Annotated in this window: 12 protein-coding genes and 1 pseudogene; 10 read left to right on the top strand and 3 right to left on the bottom strand. The window is 70.7% G+C overall.

The window, feature by feature from the left end:
- The first annotated feature begins 24 nt into the window (after positions 1–24).
- The 6 genes from PGH47_RS36840 to rox all read left to right on the top strand — a co-directional run bounded on the left by PGH47_RS36840 (position 25) and on the right by rox (position 6,579).
- Positions 25–834: a hypothetical protein gene (locus PGH47_RS36840; RefSeq protein ID WP_271667028.1), complete on the top strand. Its 810-nt coding sequence runs from the start codon at positions 25–27 to the stop codon at positions 832–834.
- 140 nt (positions 835–974) lie between these two features.
- Positions 975–1,784: an SAM-dependent methyltransferase gene (locus PGH47_RS36835; RefSeq protein ID WP_271667027.1), complete on the top strand. Its 810-nt coding sequence runs from the start codon at positions 975–977 to the stop codon at positions 1,782–1,784.
- Positions 1,785–1,842: 58 nt separating this feature from the next.
- A complete protein-coding gene (locus tag PGH47_RS36830; RefSeq protein ID WP_271667026.1) occupies positions 1,843–3,246 on the top strand; it encodes a glutamine synthetase family protein in 1,404 nt (467 codons plus the stop codon).
- A gap of 1 nt (position 3,247) precedes the next feature.
- Positions 3,248–4,402 carry an amidohydrolase family protein gene (locus PGH47_RS36825; RefSeq protein ID WP_271667025.1) on the top strand — a complete coding sequence of 385 codons (1,155 nt, stop codon included), beginning with the start codon at positions 3,248–3,250 and terminating at the stop codon, positions 4,400–4,402.
- A 42-nt stretch (positions 4,403–4,444) separates the two neighbouring features.
- Entirely contained in the window at positions 4,445–4,972 is a 528-nt protein-coding gene (locus PGH47_RS36820) for an NUDIX hydrolase family protein (RefSeq protein WP_030955617.1), read from the top strand.
- A gap of 182 nt (positions 4,973–5,154) precedes the next feature.
- Positions 5,155–6,579 (top strand): rifampin monooxygenase, encoded by a 1,425-nt coding sequence (rox, locus tag PGH47_RS36815; protein ID WP_271667024.1) that lies wholly within the window; start codon positions 5,155–5,157, stop codon positions 6,577–6,579.
- A gap of 21 nt (positions 6,580–6,600) precedes the next feature.
- Here the strand turns inward: rox and PGH47_RS36810 are convergent, their stop codons facing one another.
- Entirely contained in the window at positions 6,601–7,233 is a 633-nt protein-coding gene (locus PGH47_RS36810; RefSeq protein ID WP_271667023.1) for a TMEM175 family protein, read from the bottom strand.
- Positions 7,234–7,608: 375 nt separating this feature from the next.
- Here PGH47_RS36810 and PGH47_RS36805 point away from each other — a divergent pair.
- From PGH47_RS36805 to PGH47_RS36790, 4 genes and pseudogenes are all read left to right on the top strand, one after another.
- Positions 7,609–8,472: pseudogene (locus PGH47_RS36805) on the top strand (chitinase); the annotation flags it as partial.
- Positions 8,473–8,567: 95 nt separating this feature from the next.
- Positions 8,568–10,772, top strand: a complete 2,205-nt coding sequence (locus tag PGH47_RS36800) for an RICIN domain-containing protein (RefSeq protein WP_443048627.1) — start codon at positions 8,568–8,570, stop codon at positions 10,770–10,772.
- An 87-nt stretch (positions 10,773–10,859) separates the two neighbouring features.
- Positions 10,860–11,975, top strand: coding sequence for a glycoside hydrolase family 19 protein (locus tag PGH47_RS36795; protein ID WP_271667022.1), 1,116 nt, complete (start codon positions 10,860–10,862; stop codon positions 11,973–11,975).
- A 13-nt stretch (positions 11,976–11,988) separates the two neighbouring features.
- Positions 11,989–12,756 carry an NPP1 family protein gene (locus tag PGH47_RS36790; RefSeq protein WP_271667021.1) on the top strand — a complete coding sequence of 256 codons (768 nt, stop codon included), beginning with the start codon at positions 11,989–11,991 and terminating at the stop codon, positions 12,754–12,756.
- A gap of 62 nt (positions 12,757–12,818) precedes the next feature.
- Here the strand turns inward: PGH47_RS36790 and PGH47_RS36785 are convergent, their stop codons facing one another.
- Together PGH47_RS36785 and PGH47_RS36780 are read right to left on the bottom strand one after the other, a co-directional pair.
- On the bottom strand, positions 12,819–14,174 hold the full coding sequence (locus PGH47_RS36785; protein WP_271667020.1) for an MFS transporter: 1,356 nt from the start codon (positions 14,172–14,174) through the stop codon (positions 12,819–12,821).
- 50 nt (positions 14,175–14,224) lie between these two features.
- A complete protein-coding gene (locus tag PGH47_RS36780; RefSeq protein ID WP_271667019.1) occupies positions 14,225–15,700 on the bottom strand; it encodes an NAD-dependent succinate-semialdehyde dehydrogenase in 1,476 nt (491 codons plus the stop codon).
- Between the last annotated feature and the right edge of the window lie 81 nt (positions 15,701–15,781).

Here is a 15,781-nt window from a genome sequence, read left to right as displayed (position 1 = left end):
TCGCGTCCACAGGAGGCATCCCAGATGATCCGTCGCCCGTCCCGTCCTGTCCGTGTGCTCTCCTCGGCCCTGGCCGTCGGTGTGTTGCTGACCACCGCGGCCTGCTCGGACGACGGCGGCGACGTCTCCCAGGCCGGTGCCGTCGCCCGGCAGACACCGAGCGCGTCCCCGACCACCACCCTCACCCAGGCCGGTGCCGTCGCCGCGCTGATCACCGCGGCGGACATCGAGGACGACTGGACGCAGGTGAAGGACTCGGACGTCGCCGACTGGCACGACAGCCTGCGCATCGGCGACGTCGACGTGGACGATTTCCTCAGCGGCAAGACGGACTCCGCGGACTGCCAGCGGCTGCTCGACGGCCTCTACACCGACCAGTTGCTGGGCAAGCCGTCCGGGGCGTCGGCGCTGCGCGGTTTCCAGCAGGGCGAGTCGCGCCTGCTGTACCAGGTGGCCGCCTACGAGCGGACCGACCCGCAGGAGGCCCTGGCCTGGCTCGAGACCCTGCCGCAGGAGTGCGACGAGTTCACCGTCACCGGCACCGGCGGCGGACAGCGCACGGTCCAGGTCATCGAGACGACGCTGCCCACGGAGGGCGACGACCGTGTCGGCCTGCGCGTCAGCATCACGGGGTCGTCGAACGGCCAGTCGGCGACCCTCACCGAGGACGTCGCCGCCGTGCGCGTCGGCACCGACGCGATCACCGTCACCGCGGGCGGCCTCGACGGAGGCCAGCAGGACTCCGTCGAACAGGCCGTCAAGCTCGGTACTCAGCGGCTCAAGGACGTCCTGGCCGGGAAGACGCCGGCGCCGACCCCCAGCGAGTTCGACTAGCCGGACCGCGCCCGTTCTCTCCCCGCACGCACGCCAACGGCCCCGCCTGCTCTGCCGATTCCCGGGACAGCGTGATCAACCGAGCGGCACAATGGCGACGATGACCGGTTTCGGTCGTTCGTGCGAGGAGAGGACGAGTCGTGAGTGATGGCCACACCCCGTCGGGCGGGTCGGCGAGGCTGAACACCGGTGTGGCGCACAACGCGCGGGTGTGGAACTACTGGATCGGCGGCAAGGACAACTACGAGGTCGACCAGCAGGTCGGCGAGCATGTCGCCGGGATGTTCCCGATCATCCGGGACATCGCCCGCGCCGACCGCGACTTCCTCGGCCGCGCCGTCCGCTTCCTGGCCGAGGAGCAGGGCGTACGGCAGTTCCTGGACATCGGCACCGGGCTGCCGACGGCGGACAATACCCATGAGATAGCCCAGCGCATCGCGCCTGACTCGCGCATCGTTTACGTCGACAACGACCCGATCGTGCTGGTGCACGCCCGCACCCTGCTGACGGGCACTCATGAGGGCGTCACCGCGTACATCGACGCCGACGTCCACGACCCGGACGCCATCGTCGAACGCGCCTCGCAGACCCTGGACTTCACGCGGCCGGTCGCGGTGATGATGCTGGGCATCCTCAACTTCGTCCTGGACTACGACAAGGCCCGCGAGATCGTGCGGCGCGTCATGGCCGCCGTTCCCTCCGGCAGCCTCCTGGTGCTCACCCACCCGACCTTCGACTCCGAGGTCGGCGGCGAGGGCCAGATCCCGGCGATGGAGTTCTGGAACGAGAACGCCACGCCGCCGATCACCGCCCGCGGCGGCGCCGACATCGCCGCCTTCTTCGAGGGCCTGGAGCTGCTGGAGCCGGGGATGGTGTCCTGCTCGCAGTGGCGCGCCCCGGGTTCTCCCGCCGCGGTGCCGCAGTACGGAGCGGTGGGCGTGAAACCCTGACGGCCGGCGGGCACAACCGGACCCGCCGCGCAGCGGCCGAGTTCGTCGAGGAGACCGTATGACCACCCTGGCCGACCCCGTCCCGGGCGGACGTCCCGGTGACGTCGAGCGGGCCACCGCGCTGAGCGGCGAGCTGGCCGGGCGGGGTGTGCACGGGATCGTCCTGGCCTACGTCGACACGGCGGGCATCGGCCGGGTGAAGACGGTCCCGACGGCGAAGCTGGCCTCGGCAGCGGCCTGGGGTGTCGGGATGTCGCCGGTGTTCGACACGTTCCTCGCAAACGACTCCATTGTCACCACCGACGTCCTCGGTTCCCCGGACGGCGATCTGCGGCTCTACCCCGACCTGGACCACCTGGTGGAGCTCGCCGGCCAGCCCGGCTGGGCGTGGGCACCGGTCGACCGGATCACGCAGGAGGGCGAGCTCCATCCCGGGTGCGGTCGCACCTTCCTGCGGCGGACGGTCCGAGAGGCCGCCGAACGCCACGGCGTCACCTTCCGGGCGGCCATCGAGATCGAGTGGGCCGTCGCCCGGCCGCCGGGCGCCGACGGCGCGTTCGTGCCCGCGGTCACGGGTCCGGCGTACGGCGCCACCCGGCAGGTGGAGCTGAGCGACTGCTCCGCCGATCTGCTGGCGGCGCTCGCCCGGCAGGGCGTGGAGGTCGACCAGTTCCATCCGGAGTACGCGGCGGGGCAGTTCGAGCTGTCCGTGGCGGCTTCGGACCCGGTGGCGGCGGCCGACCGCAGTGTGCTGGTGCGGCAGACGATCCGCGCGGTGGCGGGGCGGCACGGCCTCGCGGTGTCCTTCGCCCCGGCGGTCCTCGGGCAGGGCGTCGGCAACGGCGGCCATGTCCATCTCTCCGCCTGGCGTGACGGGGTGAACCTGCACGCGGGCGGTGACCGCAGGCACGGGATGCGGCCCGAGGCGGAGTCCTTCGTCGCCGGTGTGCTCGGCCACCTGCCCGCCCTGACCGCGGTGACCGTGCCGAGTCCGGCCGGCTATCTGCGGCTGAGGCCCTCGCAGTGGGCGGGGGTGTTCACCGCCTGGGGCCGGGAGACCCGGGAGGCGGGCCTGCGGGTGGTCACCGGCACGGCGGGCCACCGCGACCAGGCCGCCAACCTGGAGGTCAAGCCGGTGGACCTGGCCGCCAACCCGTATCTCGCCCTGGGCTGCCTGATCGCCGCCGGCCTGGACGGACTGGCGTCGGGCGCGCTGCTGCCCGAGGAGATCACCGGCGACCCGGCGCGTCTCGGCGCGCAGGAGGCCGCCGCGCGCGGGGTGCGCAGACTGCCGGTCTCGCTGGGCGAGGCCGTCGAGGAGTTCCGCGCCGACGGGTCACTGCGGGCCGCGCTGGGCCCGGTGCTGGCGGACGCCGTGATCGCCGTACGGCAGGGCGAGACCGACGCCGTCGCCGGGCTCGACGACGACCAGGTGGCCGCCGCGTACCGGTGGAAGTACTGACATGGGTGCCACAGGGCCGGTCCACGAGGCGCTCGCGGCGCTGCCGCTGGTGGACCATCACTGCCACGGGATCGTCACCGCCGTACCGGACCGGGCCGGCTTCGAGTCCCTGCTCACCGAGGGCGAGCCATGGCCCGGCGTCTCCCCCTTCGACACCCCGCTCGGCCTCGCCGTACGCCGCCACTGCGCACCCCTGCTGGACCTGCCGCGCCACGCACCCGCCGACGAATACCTGGCCCGGCGTGCGGAACTGGGTGCGCGGGAGGTGAACCGGCGCTTCCTGACCGCGGCCGGAAGCGAGGTGTTCTGCGTCGACACCGGGTTCACGCCCCACCCGATCACCACGCCCGGGGAACTCGCGCGCATCGCCGGCGCGACCGCGTACGAAGTCGTACGGCTGGAGTCGGTGGCCGAGGCCGTCGCGGCCGCCGGAGTCGAACCGGAGGCCTACCCCGCCGCGTTCCGCACGGCCGCCGAGGAGGCCGTGCGCCGGCCCGGGGTGGTGGCCGTGAAGTCGGTGGCCGCCTACCGCACCGGCTTCGACCTGGACCCGGCGCGCCCGCCGGAGGCGCTCGTCGTCGCGGCGGCCCGGCAGTGGCTCGCGGACGGCGGCCGGCTGGCCGACCCGGTCCTGGTACGGCATCTGCTGTGGACGGCGGTCGACCTGGGGCTGCCGCTCCAGCTGCACACCGGCTTCGGCGACAACGACATCCGCCTGCACCGGGTGGACCCCACCCACCTCACGGACTGGCTGCATCTGACCCGGGGCACGATCCCCGTCCTGCTCCTGCACTGCTGGCCGTACCAGCGGCAGGCCGCCTATCTGGCGGCTGTCTTCGAGCAGGTGTACCTGGACGTGGGCCTGACCCTGCACCACGTGGGCCCCGCCCGCTCCCGGGCGATCCTGGCGGAGGCCCTGGAGATCACGCCGTTCCGCAAGCTGCTGTACAGCTCGGACGCGTATGGTCTGGCCGAGTTGTACCGGCTCGGCGCACTGGCGTTCCGCCGCGGCCTGGGCGAGCTGCTCCAGGACCTGGTGGACGCCGATGAGCTCGGCCTGCCGGACGCGCTGCGGATCGCGGCGTGGGCGGCCGGTGACAACGCCCGCCGCCTCTACGGACTGCCCGACCCCGTCCCCCGTTCCGATCGCGACTGAGCGTTCGCAATTCCCGGAAAGTATGATCAAGCAATGTCTGACATGACCGAAACCACGCCCGGCTGGCTGAGCAGCGACGAGCTGGAGCAGGCACGCGCCAACATGCCCATCCTGTACGTCGAGGCAGTGCCCGTGCGCGTCGACGACAGCGGTGAGGTCACCAGCATCGGCCTCCTGCTGCGCATCGGACCGGACGGTACGGTCAGCCGGACCCTGGTCTCCGGCCGCGTACTGCACCACGAGCGGGTCCGCGACGCACTCCTGCGCCACCTGGAGAAGGACCTCGGCCCGGTGGCACTGCCCCGGGTGCCGACGTCGCTGCAGCCGTTCACGGTCGCGGAGTACTTCCCGACGCACGGTGTCACGCCGTACCACGACCCGCGCCAGCACGCGGTGTCCCTGGCGTACGTCGTCCCGGTCACCGGCGACTGCCGGCCTCGCCAGGACGCCCTGGACCTGGTCTGGTTCAGCCCGCAGGAGGCTCTGTCGCCCGCGGTGCAGAGCGAGATGCCGGGTGGGCACGGGGTGCTGCTGAAGCAGGCGCTGGCGCATGTGGGCTGTGTGGTCTGAGGGCCCGACCCGCCTCGGCGCGTCACGTCGGAAACGACGAAGGCTCGGAAACGACAAAGGCAAGGAGGTCATCGACTCCTTGCCACTCTCAACGTATAGCGCACCGGGGGCCTTGCGGCAAGGCCCCCCTGGTGCAGCACAATCGCCGACCGAAGCCAGGACCTGCGGAAACGGGGATTGTGATGATCGATGTGATCGTGGTCGGCGGTGGCCCCACCGGCCTGATGCTGGCAGCCGAACTTCGGCTGCACGATGTGCGTGTGGTCGTGCTGGAGAAACTGACCGAACCGACCCCGCAGTCCCGCGGTCAGGGGCTGCACGCGCGCAGCGTCGAGATGATGGACCAGCGCGGCCTCCTGGAGCGGTTCCTGGCGGTCAGTGAGAAGTTCCAGGTCGGCGGCCTGTTCGGTGGCATCGCCAAGGCGTGGCCGGACGGCCTGGACACGGCTCACCCGTACGGTCTTGCGACCCCGCAGCCGGTCACCGAGCGGCTGCTGAACGAACGCGCGCTGGAACTCGGCACCGAGATCCGGCGGGGCTGCGAAGTGGTCGGGCTGAGCCAGGACGACGACGGCGTGAGCGTGGAGCTGGCGGACGGTACGCGGCTTCGCTCGCGCTACCTCGCCGGCTGCGACGGCGGCCGCAGCGTGGTGCGCAAGCTGCTCGGCGTCGGCTTCCCCGGTGAGGCCGCGACGGTCGAGACGCTGCTGGGCGAGATGGAGCTGACGGAGGATCCGGAGAGGATCGCCGCCGTGGTCGCCGAAGTCCGCAAGACCCAGCTGCGGTTCGGTGCGGGCGCCGGCGAGGACGGGGTCTACCGCGTCGTGGTGCCGGCCGACGGCGTGGCCGAGGACCGTGCGAGCGAGCCGACCCTCGAAGAGTTCAAGCAGCAGTTGCGGGCGACCGCCGGCACCGACTTCGGCGCGCACTCACCGCGCTGGCTCTCCCGTTTCGGTGACGCCACCCGGCAGGCCGAGCGCTACCGGGTCGGCCGGGTGCTGCTGGCCGGCGACGCGGCGCACATCCATCCGCCGACCGGAGGGCAGGGCCTCAACCTCGGTATCCAGGACGCGTTCAACCTGGGCTGGAAGCTGGCGGCCGCGGTCCGGGGCCGGGCGCCGGAAGGGCTGCTGGACACCTACCACGCCGAACGGCACCCGGTGGGCGCCGCCGTCCTCGCCAACACCCGGGCGCAGATCACCCTGCTGGGAAGCGAACCGGGCCCGACCGCGCTGCGGGAGCTGTTCTCGAAGCTGATGGACTTCGCGGAGGTGAACCGGTTCGTCACCGGGATGATCACCGCGGTCGACGTCCGCTACGAATTCGGCGAAGGCCACGACCTGCTCGGCCGGCGCATGCGGGACCTCCCGCTGAAGCAGGGCCGCCTCTACGAGTTGACGCACGACGGCCGCGGCCTGCTGCTCGACCGGACCGGCCGGCTGTCGGTCAAGGGCTGGGCGGGCCGGGTCGACCAGGTCGTCGATGTCGGTGAGGACCTGGACGTGCCCGCGGTGCTGCTGCGGCCGGACGGCCATGTGGCGTGGGTCGGTGAGGACCAGGAGGAACTGCTCGAAGCGCTGCGCCGGTGGTTCGGGGACGCCGACTGAGCCAACGGCCTCCGCGGGCCGTCAATCCTGCGAGGCGGCCGGCCTGCGGTACAGCAGCCGTGTCCCCATGGCCAGCAGCCACCAGTACTTGGCGAGGGTCGGCGAGTAGAAGGCCACCGGGACCGAGGTGGCGAAGACGAGGACCAGCAGGACGCCGTGGCGGATCTCCACCTTCAGCAACGCGCGGGAAGTGTGCGGTGCCGCGGAGTCGGGGTTCATGAGCAGGCGCACGTACATGCCGCACACGAGGGTCACGGCCACGGCGATCGCCGCCGCGTAGCAGGCGGTCGCCGTGGTCGTCTCGCCGTACTCGCTGATCAGCCGGGTCGGGAAGGGCAGCGCGGCGATCAGCGCCAAGAGCGCGAAGTAGAGCAGGAGCAGCCAGCGGTCGAGTGTCGCGATCAGACGGAACAGGCCGTGCTGGACCAGCCAGAGCGTGCCGATGACGGCGAAGCTGAGCAGATAGGCGCCCATGGTGGGCACGGCATCCGCCACGGCGTCGGCGACGTCGTTCTCGGGCAGGCCGTCAGGGACGGTGATGTCGAGCGCGAGCAGCGTCATCGCGATGGAGAACACGGCGTCACCGAGGGCGAGAAGCCGATCGGGGCCCACGGTCACGTGACGGCTGTGCCGGCCGAAGGGGCGGTTCGTCATAGAGGTGCCACCAGGCGATTGGTCGACGATCTGGTACGGCGGTGGGGGCGAGAAGGCAAGAAGTACCACGTGCCGCGGCGGGACCGGCGGAGGCGACTCGGCCCGTTCCGACCAGGCCGCAATTAATTGTTGCCAAAACTTACTTCACGTCTTGACGTAAGTGGTCCAGACCTTTAGGTTCACGGGTCAACCAGACACCCACGAGACGCACTCACCGTTCGGAAGGTGAACGCGGCCCCGGTTGCTCACCCCCCACGAAGGGCTTCCGCGCGCATGTCCAAAATCCTCCCCGCGGCCATATCCCTCACCGCACTCTCGCTCACCACCGGCCTGCTCTCCACTCCCCCCGCACAGGCCGCCGCCCCCTTGGCGTCATCTGCCGTGGCGCCCTACCTCTACAACGGCTGGGGCAGCCCGCCGAACCCCACCACGGTCAGCAACGCCACCGGCGTCAAGTACTTCACGCTCGCCTTCGTCCTCAGCAACGGCTACTGCAACCCGCAGTGGGACGGCGGCCGGGCACTGACGGGCGGGGTCGACCAGCGCACGATCGAGACCGTGCGGGCGAACGGCGGTGACGTCGTCCCCTCGTTCGGCGGCTGGAGCGGCAACAAGCTGGAGAGCTCCTGCTCCAGTGCGAGCGAACTGGCCGCCGCCTACCAGAAGGTCATCAGCGCCTTCGGGCTGAAGGCCATCGACATCGACCTCGAAGCCGACGCCTACGACAGCCCGACCGTGCAGCAGCGCACGGTCGACGCCCTGAAGAAGGTCAAGGCCGACAACCCCGGCCTGAAGGTGTACATCACCATCGGCACCGGCCAGAACGGCCCCGACGCCGGCCTCATCGGCCGCGCCGCGAACACCGGCCTGACCGTGGACGCCTGGACGATCATGCCGTTCGACTTCGGCGGCAACGGACAGAACATGGGCGACCTGTCCGTGCGGGCCGCCGAGGGTCTCAAGAACTCACTGAAGTCGGCGTACGGCTACAGCGACGACCAGGCCTACCGGTCCATGGGCATCTCGTCGATGAACGGCATCACCGACCAGAACGAGACCGTCACCGTCAACGACTTCAGGACGATGCTCGCCTACGCCCGGCAACACCACCTGGCCCGGCTGACGTTCTGGTCCGTCAACCGCGACCGCCCCTGCACCGGCGGCCCCGCCGACAGCTGTTCCGGCGTGAACCAGTCCGACTGGGACTTCACGCGGGTGTTCGCCGGATACACCGGCTGATCCAGCCACCCCCACCAGCGGTCGCCCCCTCCCCCGGCTCCGGCCGGGAACCCCCGTATCGCTTCGCTCGGCGAGGAGAATCAGTGCCCACCTTTGTGCGTCCCGCGCTCAGGCGCCTCCGCAGATCCACCGCCGTCACGGTCGTCACCGTGGCGGCCGCGTCCCTGCTCACCTCGGCGCCCGCGCCCGCCGGCGCCGCGGAGAGCGCGGCGGCCGCGCTGCCCGCCGACTACGCGACCGTCATGAACGCCGCGAGCGGCAGATGCCTGGACGCCCGGGCGGCCGCCACCGCCAACGGCACAGTCGTGCAGCAGTACGCGTGCAACGGCTCGACGGCCCAGAACTGGAGCTTCACGCCGACCAGCGACGGCTACGTCCGCATCAACAACCGCAACAACACCGGCCAGGTCGTGGACGTCGCCGACGTCTCCACCGCGGACAGCGCGCCGGTCCATCTGTGGGCCTACGGCGGCGGCGCCAACCAGCAGTGGCTGCCCGTCGACGAGGGCGGGGGCGTCTACCGCTTCGTCAACCGGGGCAGCGGCAAGTGCCTGGACGATCCGGGCGCCTCGCTCGCCGACAGCGTCCAGTTCGTGCAGTACACGTGCAACGGCAGCGCCGCCCAGCGGTTCCAGGTGGTCCCGGTGAACCAGTCGACCGCGAACCCGGACCTCGGCCCGAACGTGGTCGTCTTCGACCCGTCCATGTCGTCCTCGACCATCCAGAACCGGCTCAACTCGATCTTCCAGCAGCAGGAGACCAACCAGTTCGGCTCGCAGCGTTACGCCGTCCTGTTCAAGCCGGGCTCCTACAACGCGAACGTCAACGTCGGCTTCTACACCCAGGTCGCCGGGCTCGGTCTGTCGCCGGACTCGGTCACCGTCAACGGCGCGGTGCACGCCGAGGCCGACTGGTTCCCGCCGCAGAACGCCACCCAGAACTTCTGGCGCGGTGCCGAGAACCTGTCCGTCAACCCGACGGGCGGCGCCGATCGCTGGGCGGTCTCGCAGGCGTCGGCGTACCGCCGGATGCATCTGCGCGGCAACCTCGCCCTGGACGACGGCGGCTGGTCCAGCGGCGGCCTGCTCGCCGACACCAAGATCGACGGCCAGGTCAACTCCGGCAGCCAGCAGCAGTGGCTGACCCGCAACTCCCAGCTCGGCAGCTGGACCGGCTCCAACTGGAACATGGTCTTCGTCGGCAGCCAGGGCGTCCCCGGCACCAGCTTCCCCAACCCGCCGTACACCACGGTCGCGCAGACCCCGGTCAGCCGGGAGAAGCCGTTCCTGTACGTCGACGGAGCCGGCGCCTACAAGGTGTTCGTGCCGTCGGTGCGGTCCAACTCCAGCGCGACGAGCTGGGCGGGCGGATCCCCGTCGGGCAGCTCGCTGTCCCTCGACTCCTTCTACGTCGTGAAGCCGGGCGCGACGGCCGGCGACATCAACGCCGCGCTGGCCGCGGGCAAGAACCTGCTCGTCACGCCCGGCGTCTACCACCTCAACCAGACCCTCCAGGTGAACCGCGCCGACACGGTCGTCCTCGGCCTGGGTCTCGCCACGTTCATCCCGGACAACGGCGTCACCGCCATGAAGGTGGCCGACGTCGACGGTGTGAAGGTCGCGGGCGTCCTCTTCGACGCGGGCACCACCAACTCGCCCACCCTGATGGAGGTCGGCCCGGCCGGCTCGTCCGCGTCCCACGCCGCCAACCCGACCTCGCTGCACGACGTGTACTTCCGCGTCGGCGGCGCGGCCGTCGGCAAGGCGACCACCAGCCTCGTCATCAACAGTGACAACGTCATCGGCGACCACATGTGGATCTGGCGCGCCGACCACGGCAGCGGCGTCGGCTGGAACACCAACACCGGCGACACCGGCCTGATCGTCAACGGCGACGACGTCACCGCGTACGGCCTGTTCGTCGAGCACTACCAGAAGTACCAGACCGTCTGGAACGGCAACGGCGGCCGGACGTACTTCTACCAGAACGAGATGCCCTACGACCCGCCGAACCAGGCGGCGTGGATGAACGGCTCCACGCAGGGCTACGCGGCCTACAAGGTCGCCGACTCCGTGACCAGCCATCAGGCCTACGGCCTCGGCAGCTACTGCTTCTTCAACGTCAACCCGAGTGTGACCGCCGAGCGGGCCATCGAGGCACCGAACAAGGCGGGAGTCCGCTTCACCAGCATGGTGACGGTCTCTCTCGGCGGTACAGGCACCATCCGGCACGTCGTCAACAACACGGGCGGTCCGTCCAACTCCGGCTCCAACGTGGCCAATCTGACGAACTACCCGTAGCACGTCCCTGAGCTCTGCCGCCGGCCGCCCCTCGCGAAGAGGGGCGGCCGGCTCACCCCTCGACACATCGAAGGAGCGTCCTCGACCATGTCCACGACCCAGCTCAGACCCCGGCTCGCGATCTTCGCGGTGCTCACCGCCGTCCTGACCGCCCTGCTCACCGTGACCCCCGCGCGGGCCGCCGACGGCACGATCACCGGCCTCGCCGGCAAGTGCGTCGACGTGGCGGGCGCGAGCAACGCCAACGGCACCGCCGTACAGCTCTACGACTGCAACGGGACCGGCGCGCAGGTCTGGTCCAACTCCGGCGACGGCACCCTGCGCGCGCTCGGCAAGTGTCTGGACGTCGCCGAGCGCAGCACGGCGGACGGCGCGGCGGTCCAGCTGTGGGACTGCTCGGGCGGCGCGAACCAGCAGTGGGTGGTCAGCGGCGCGCGCGACATCGTGAACCCGGCCGCGAACAAGTGCCTGGACGTCCGGGACAACAACAGCGCCAACGGCACCCGGCTGCAGATCTGGACCTGCACCGGCACCGCGAACCAGAAGTGGAACGCGCCCGCGAGCGGGGGCGGCGGCACACCGTCCGGATTCGTGGTCAGCGAGGCACAGTTCAACCAGATGTTCCCGAGCCGGAATTCGTTCTACACGTACAGCGGCCTGGTCGCCGCGCTGAGCGCCTACCCGGGCTTCGCCAAGACCGGCAGCGACACCGTGAAGAAGCAGGAAGCGGCGGCCTTCCTCGCCAACGTCAACCACGAGACCGGCGGCCTCGTGCACATCGTCGAGCAGAACACCGCCAACTACCCGCACTACTGCGACTGGAACCAGCCCTACGGCTGCCCCGCGGGTCAGGCCGCCTACTACGGCCGCGGTCCGATCCAGCTGTCGTGGAACTTCAACTACAAGGCCGCCGGCGACGCCCTCGGCATCGACCTGCTGAACAACCCCTGGCGGGTGCAGAACGAGGCGGCCGTCGCCTGGAAGACGGGTCTTTGGTACTGGAACACCCAGTCCGGTCCCGGCACCATGACCCCGCACAACGCCATGGTGAACCAGGCCGGCTTCGGCCAGACGATCCGCTCCATCAACGGCTCCCTGGAGTGCGACGGCAGGAACCCGGCGCAGGTGCAGAGCCGCGTCGACGCCTACAACCGGTTCACCTCGATCCTCGGCGTCTCGCCGGGCGGCAACCTCTACTGCTGAACCGGGAGCCGTGATGCGCAAGTCGAGATCCCTCGCCAAGCTCGCCCTCGGCGCGCTGGGCGCGATGACGCTGGTCGTGGCCCTCCCCGCGAGTGCCCACGCGAACGTCCTGACCCTGCTACCGCAGAACGCCGACGGCCTGGAGCAGACTTTCTCCCCGGCCTACGACTACGACGGCGACGGCTGCTACGCCACAGCCGCCATCGGCGCCGACGGGACCCTCAACCCAGGTCTCAAGCTCGGCGGCGACGTCAACGGCAAGTGCCACGACTACGCCCAGCTGGCCAACGCCAACACCTACTCGCGCGCCAAGTGCAACAACGGCTGGTGCGCGGTGATGTACGCCAGCTACTTCGAGAAGGACCAGATCACCCTCGGTCCGGCGGCCCTCGGGCACACGCACGACTGGGAACACGTCATCGTGTGGATCCGCGACAACCAGGCCGAGTACGTGTCGGTGTCCCAGCACAACACCTACCAGCTGGCCGCCCGTTCGGCGATCCGATTCGACGGCACCCACCCGAAGATCGTCTATCACAAGGACGGCGTCTCCAGTCACTGCTTCCGGTTCGCCAACGGCAATGACGAGCCGGCCGAGAACGCCACCGGCAACTGGTTCTTCCCGCGTCTGGTGGGCTGGGAGGGCTATCCGGCCGGCTACCGCGACAAGCTCATGAGCGCCGACTTCGGCTCCGCCACGATCAAGATCGACGACGGCGACTTCCAGTGGGCTCTCAACTACGCGAAGCCGTCCGGGATCCCCTTCGACGCCTACGCCTGACGCCCGACAGCGCACGGCCCCGCAGGCACTCGCCTGCGGGGCCGTTGCGTTGTGTGCGGTGGCTACGCCCCGCGCGCCTTGCGCGCCGCCCGGGCGAGGTCCATGTCGGTCGTCTCCGGGGCGAGGAACTGCGAGACGAGACCGCCGAGCGCGAGCACCCCGGCGCCGATCAGGAGGACGAACTCCGCACCGAACCGGTCCAGGCCCATCGGCAGCAGGAAGGTGCCGATGGCCGCGCCGACCCGGCTCATCGCGGTGGCGAAGCCGACGCCGGTGGTGCGCAGGGAGGTCGGGAAGACCTCCAGCGGGTAGATGGCGGTGAGTGCGCTGGAGGCGGCGTTGAGGAAGATGAAGAACAGGAAGCCGCCGACGATGACCGGGGTGGACGTGGGCCACAGCGCGACCAGCGCCAGAGCGCCCGCGGTGATCCAGAACGGCGGGATGAGCAGCCTGCGCCGGCCGATCCAGTCGACCACGAGACAGCCCGCCGTCACGCCCGCCACCGCGGTGAAGGAGTAGACGAGCAGCGCCGCGACCGCGTTGTCGCCCATGTTCAGGGCCTCGAAGACCTGCGTCCAGAACGTGCCGATGGCGAAGTACGGCAGGACGAGCGCCGCCCAGAAGACGCTGGCGAACACCGTGCTGCGCAGGTGCCGTCGGCTGAACAGCGCCCGGAAACCCTCCCTCGCGGGTGCCTGGGACTCGTCGAGCTCGGCGTCGATGTCGACCTCGATGCCGTACTTCTCGATCAGTGCCTCGGCCTCCTCGCGGCGCCCCCTGCTCAGCAGCCAGCGTGCCGACTCCGGTATGCCGCCGCGCAGTGCGACGCACACCACGGCGATGACCGCGCTGCTGGCCAGGGACCACCGCCAGCCGCCGTCGACGTCCGCGAACAGCGCGCCGACGACCGTGGCCAGCGCGTAGCCGACGTACCAGCTGATCTCCAGGCTGGCCAGCAGCCGGCCGCGGCCCTGCCGGGGCGCGTACTCGGACAGCAGCGGTGCGCCGATGGCGTACTCGCCGCCGATCGCGACGCCCATCAGCAGGCGGATGAGGAAGAGCTGGGTGCCGTCGGTGACGAAGAACTGCAGGACCGAGCCGATCAGGAAGATCAGCATGTCGACGAGGAACACCGGGCGGCGGCCGAAGCGGTCGGCGAGCCGGCCGAAGAGCGGGCCGCCGATGAAGATGCCGATCAGCGGGGAGGCGCCGACCAGGCCCTGCATGAAGGTGGAGAGATGGAGGTCGGTGGTGAGCGCGGCCATCGCCATGCCGATGCCGCCGATGATGTAGCCGTCGATGCCCTGCCCGATCTGGGTGGCGAGCTTCAACTTGGTGTGCAGACGGCGGCGTTCGCGGTGTAGGTCGGGCACTTCGGGTGTGCTGGGCTGCTGCTGGGTCGCAGGCGTCATTGCCATGGGCGGTCCTTGTCGTGAGCGGAGGGAGGGGAGGCGGGTGCGGGGGAGGGTCAGTCGGTCCAGTCCAGGGCGATGTACTGCGTCTCCAGGAAGGCCTCGATGCCTTCGCGGCCGCCCTCCCTGCCCAGGCCGGACTGCTTGACGCCGCCGAAGGGGGCGGCCGGGTCGGACAGCAGGCCGCGGTTGACGCCGACCATGCCGGCCTCCAGGCGTTCGGCGAGGCGCAGTGCGCGGCCGACGTCGCGGGAGTAGACGTACGAGGCCAGGCCATGGACGGTGGCGTTGGCGCGGGCGAGCATCTCGTTCTCGTCGGTGAAGGTGGTGAGCGGGGCGACCGGTCCGAAGACCTCCTCGTGCAGGATCCGGGCGTCGTCGGGGACGTCGACGAGGACGGTGGCGGGATGGAAGTGGCCGGGCCCGTCGGGTGTGCCGCCCTGCGCGGCGATCCGCGCTCCGCGGGCGACGGCGTCGTCGACGAGCGAGCGGATCCTGTCGACGGCCCCCTGGTCGATCATCGGTCCGAGGGTGACGCCGTCCTCCAGGCCGGGTCCGACGCGTACGGCGGCCATGGCGGCGCCGAACTTCTCGGTGAACTCGGCGGCGACGTCGGCATGGACGTAGAACCGGTTGGCGGCGATGCAGACCTCGCCGCCGCCGCGCATCTTCGCGTCCATCGCCCCGCGCACGGCCGCGTCCACGTCGGCGTCCGCACAGACGACGAAGGGGGCGTTGCCGCCGAGCTCCATGGTGACGTTGACGACGTTCGCGGCGGCCTGCTCCAGGAGCACCTTGCCGGTGGCGGTGGAGCCGGTGAAGGAGAACTTGCGGACCCGTTCGTCGCCGAGCCAGGCCGAGACGACCTCGGGGGCGCGGTCGGTGGGCAGGACGTTCAACAGGCCGTCCGGCAGGCCGGCTTCGGCGAGCAGCGCGGCGACGGCGAGGGCGGTGAGCGGGGTCTCCGGGGCGGGCTTGAGCAGGACGGGGCAGCCGGCCGCGAGGGCCGGGGCGATCTTGCGGGTGGCCATGGCGGCCGGGAAGTTCCAGGGGGTGACGAAGGCGGTGACGCCGACGGGGTGCTTGCGTACGACGTGGCGGTAGCCGCCGGCCGGGGCGTCCCCGAAGGCGGAGCCGACGCGGACGGCCTCCTCGGCGAACCAGCGGAAGAACTCGGCGGCGTAGCCGACCTCGGCCGCCGCGTCCCGGTACGCCTTGCCGTTCTCCAGGACGATGAGCCGGGCAAGGGTGTCGGTGTGCTCGCGCATCAGCGCGAAGGTGTCGTGCAGGATCTCCGAACGACGCCGGGGCGGTGTCGCGCGCCAGCCGGCCGCGGCCGAGTGCGCGGCGTCGATCGCCGCCCGGGCGTCGTCCGGTCCCGCCGAGGAGACGTGGCGGACGAGGTCGCCGGTGGCCGGGTCGTGGACGGGGTAGGTCCGTCCGTCGGCGGACGAGAGCCATCGGCCGCCGAGGAACACATCGCCTTCCGCTGGTGGCGCCTTGGCCAGGAGGTCGATGCCGGCGAGGTTCATGAGCTGCTCTTTTCTCCGTTTCGGACGGGGCTCGTCCGATGCGCGGTGAATTTACGAGCGCGTCATGGGGCCGACAAGGCA

The sequence above is a fragment of the Streptomyces sp. HUAS 31 genome (assembly GCF_028198125.1).
Taxonomy (GTDB): Bacteria; Actinomycetota; Actinomycetes; order Streptomycetales; family Streptomycetaceae; genus Streptomyces; species Streptomyces chartreusis.
Note: the sequence above shows the minus strand (reverse complement) of the source record. Positions and strands in the feature narration are given on the sequence as shown.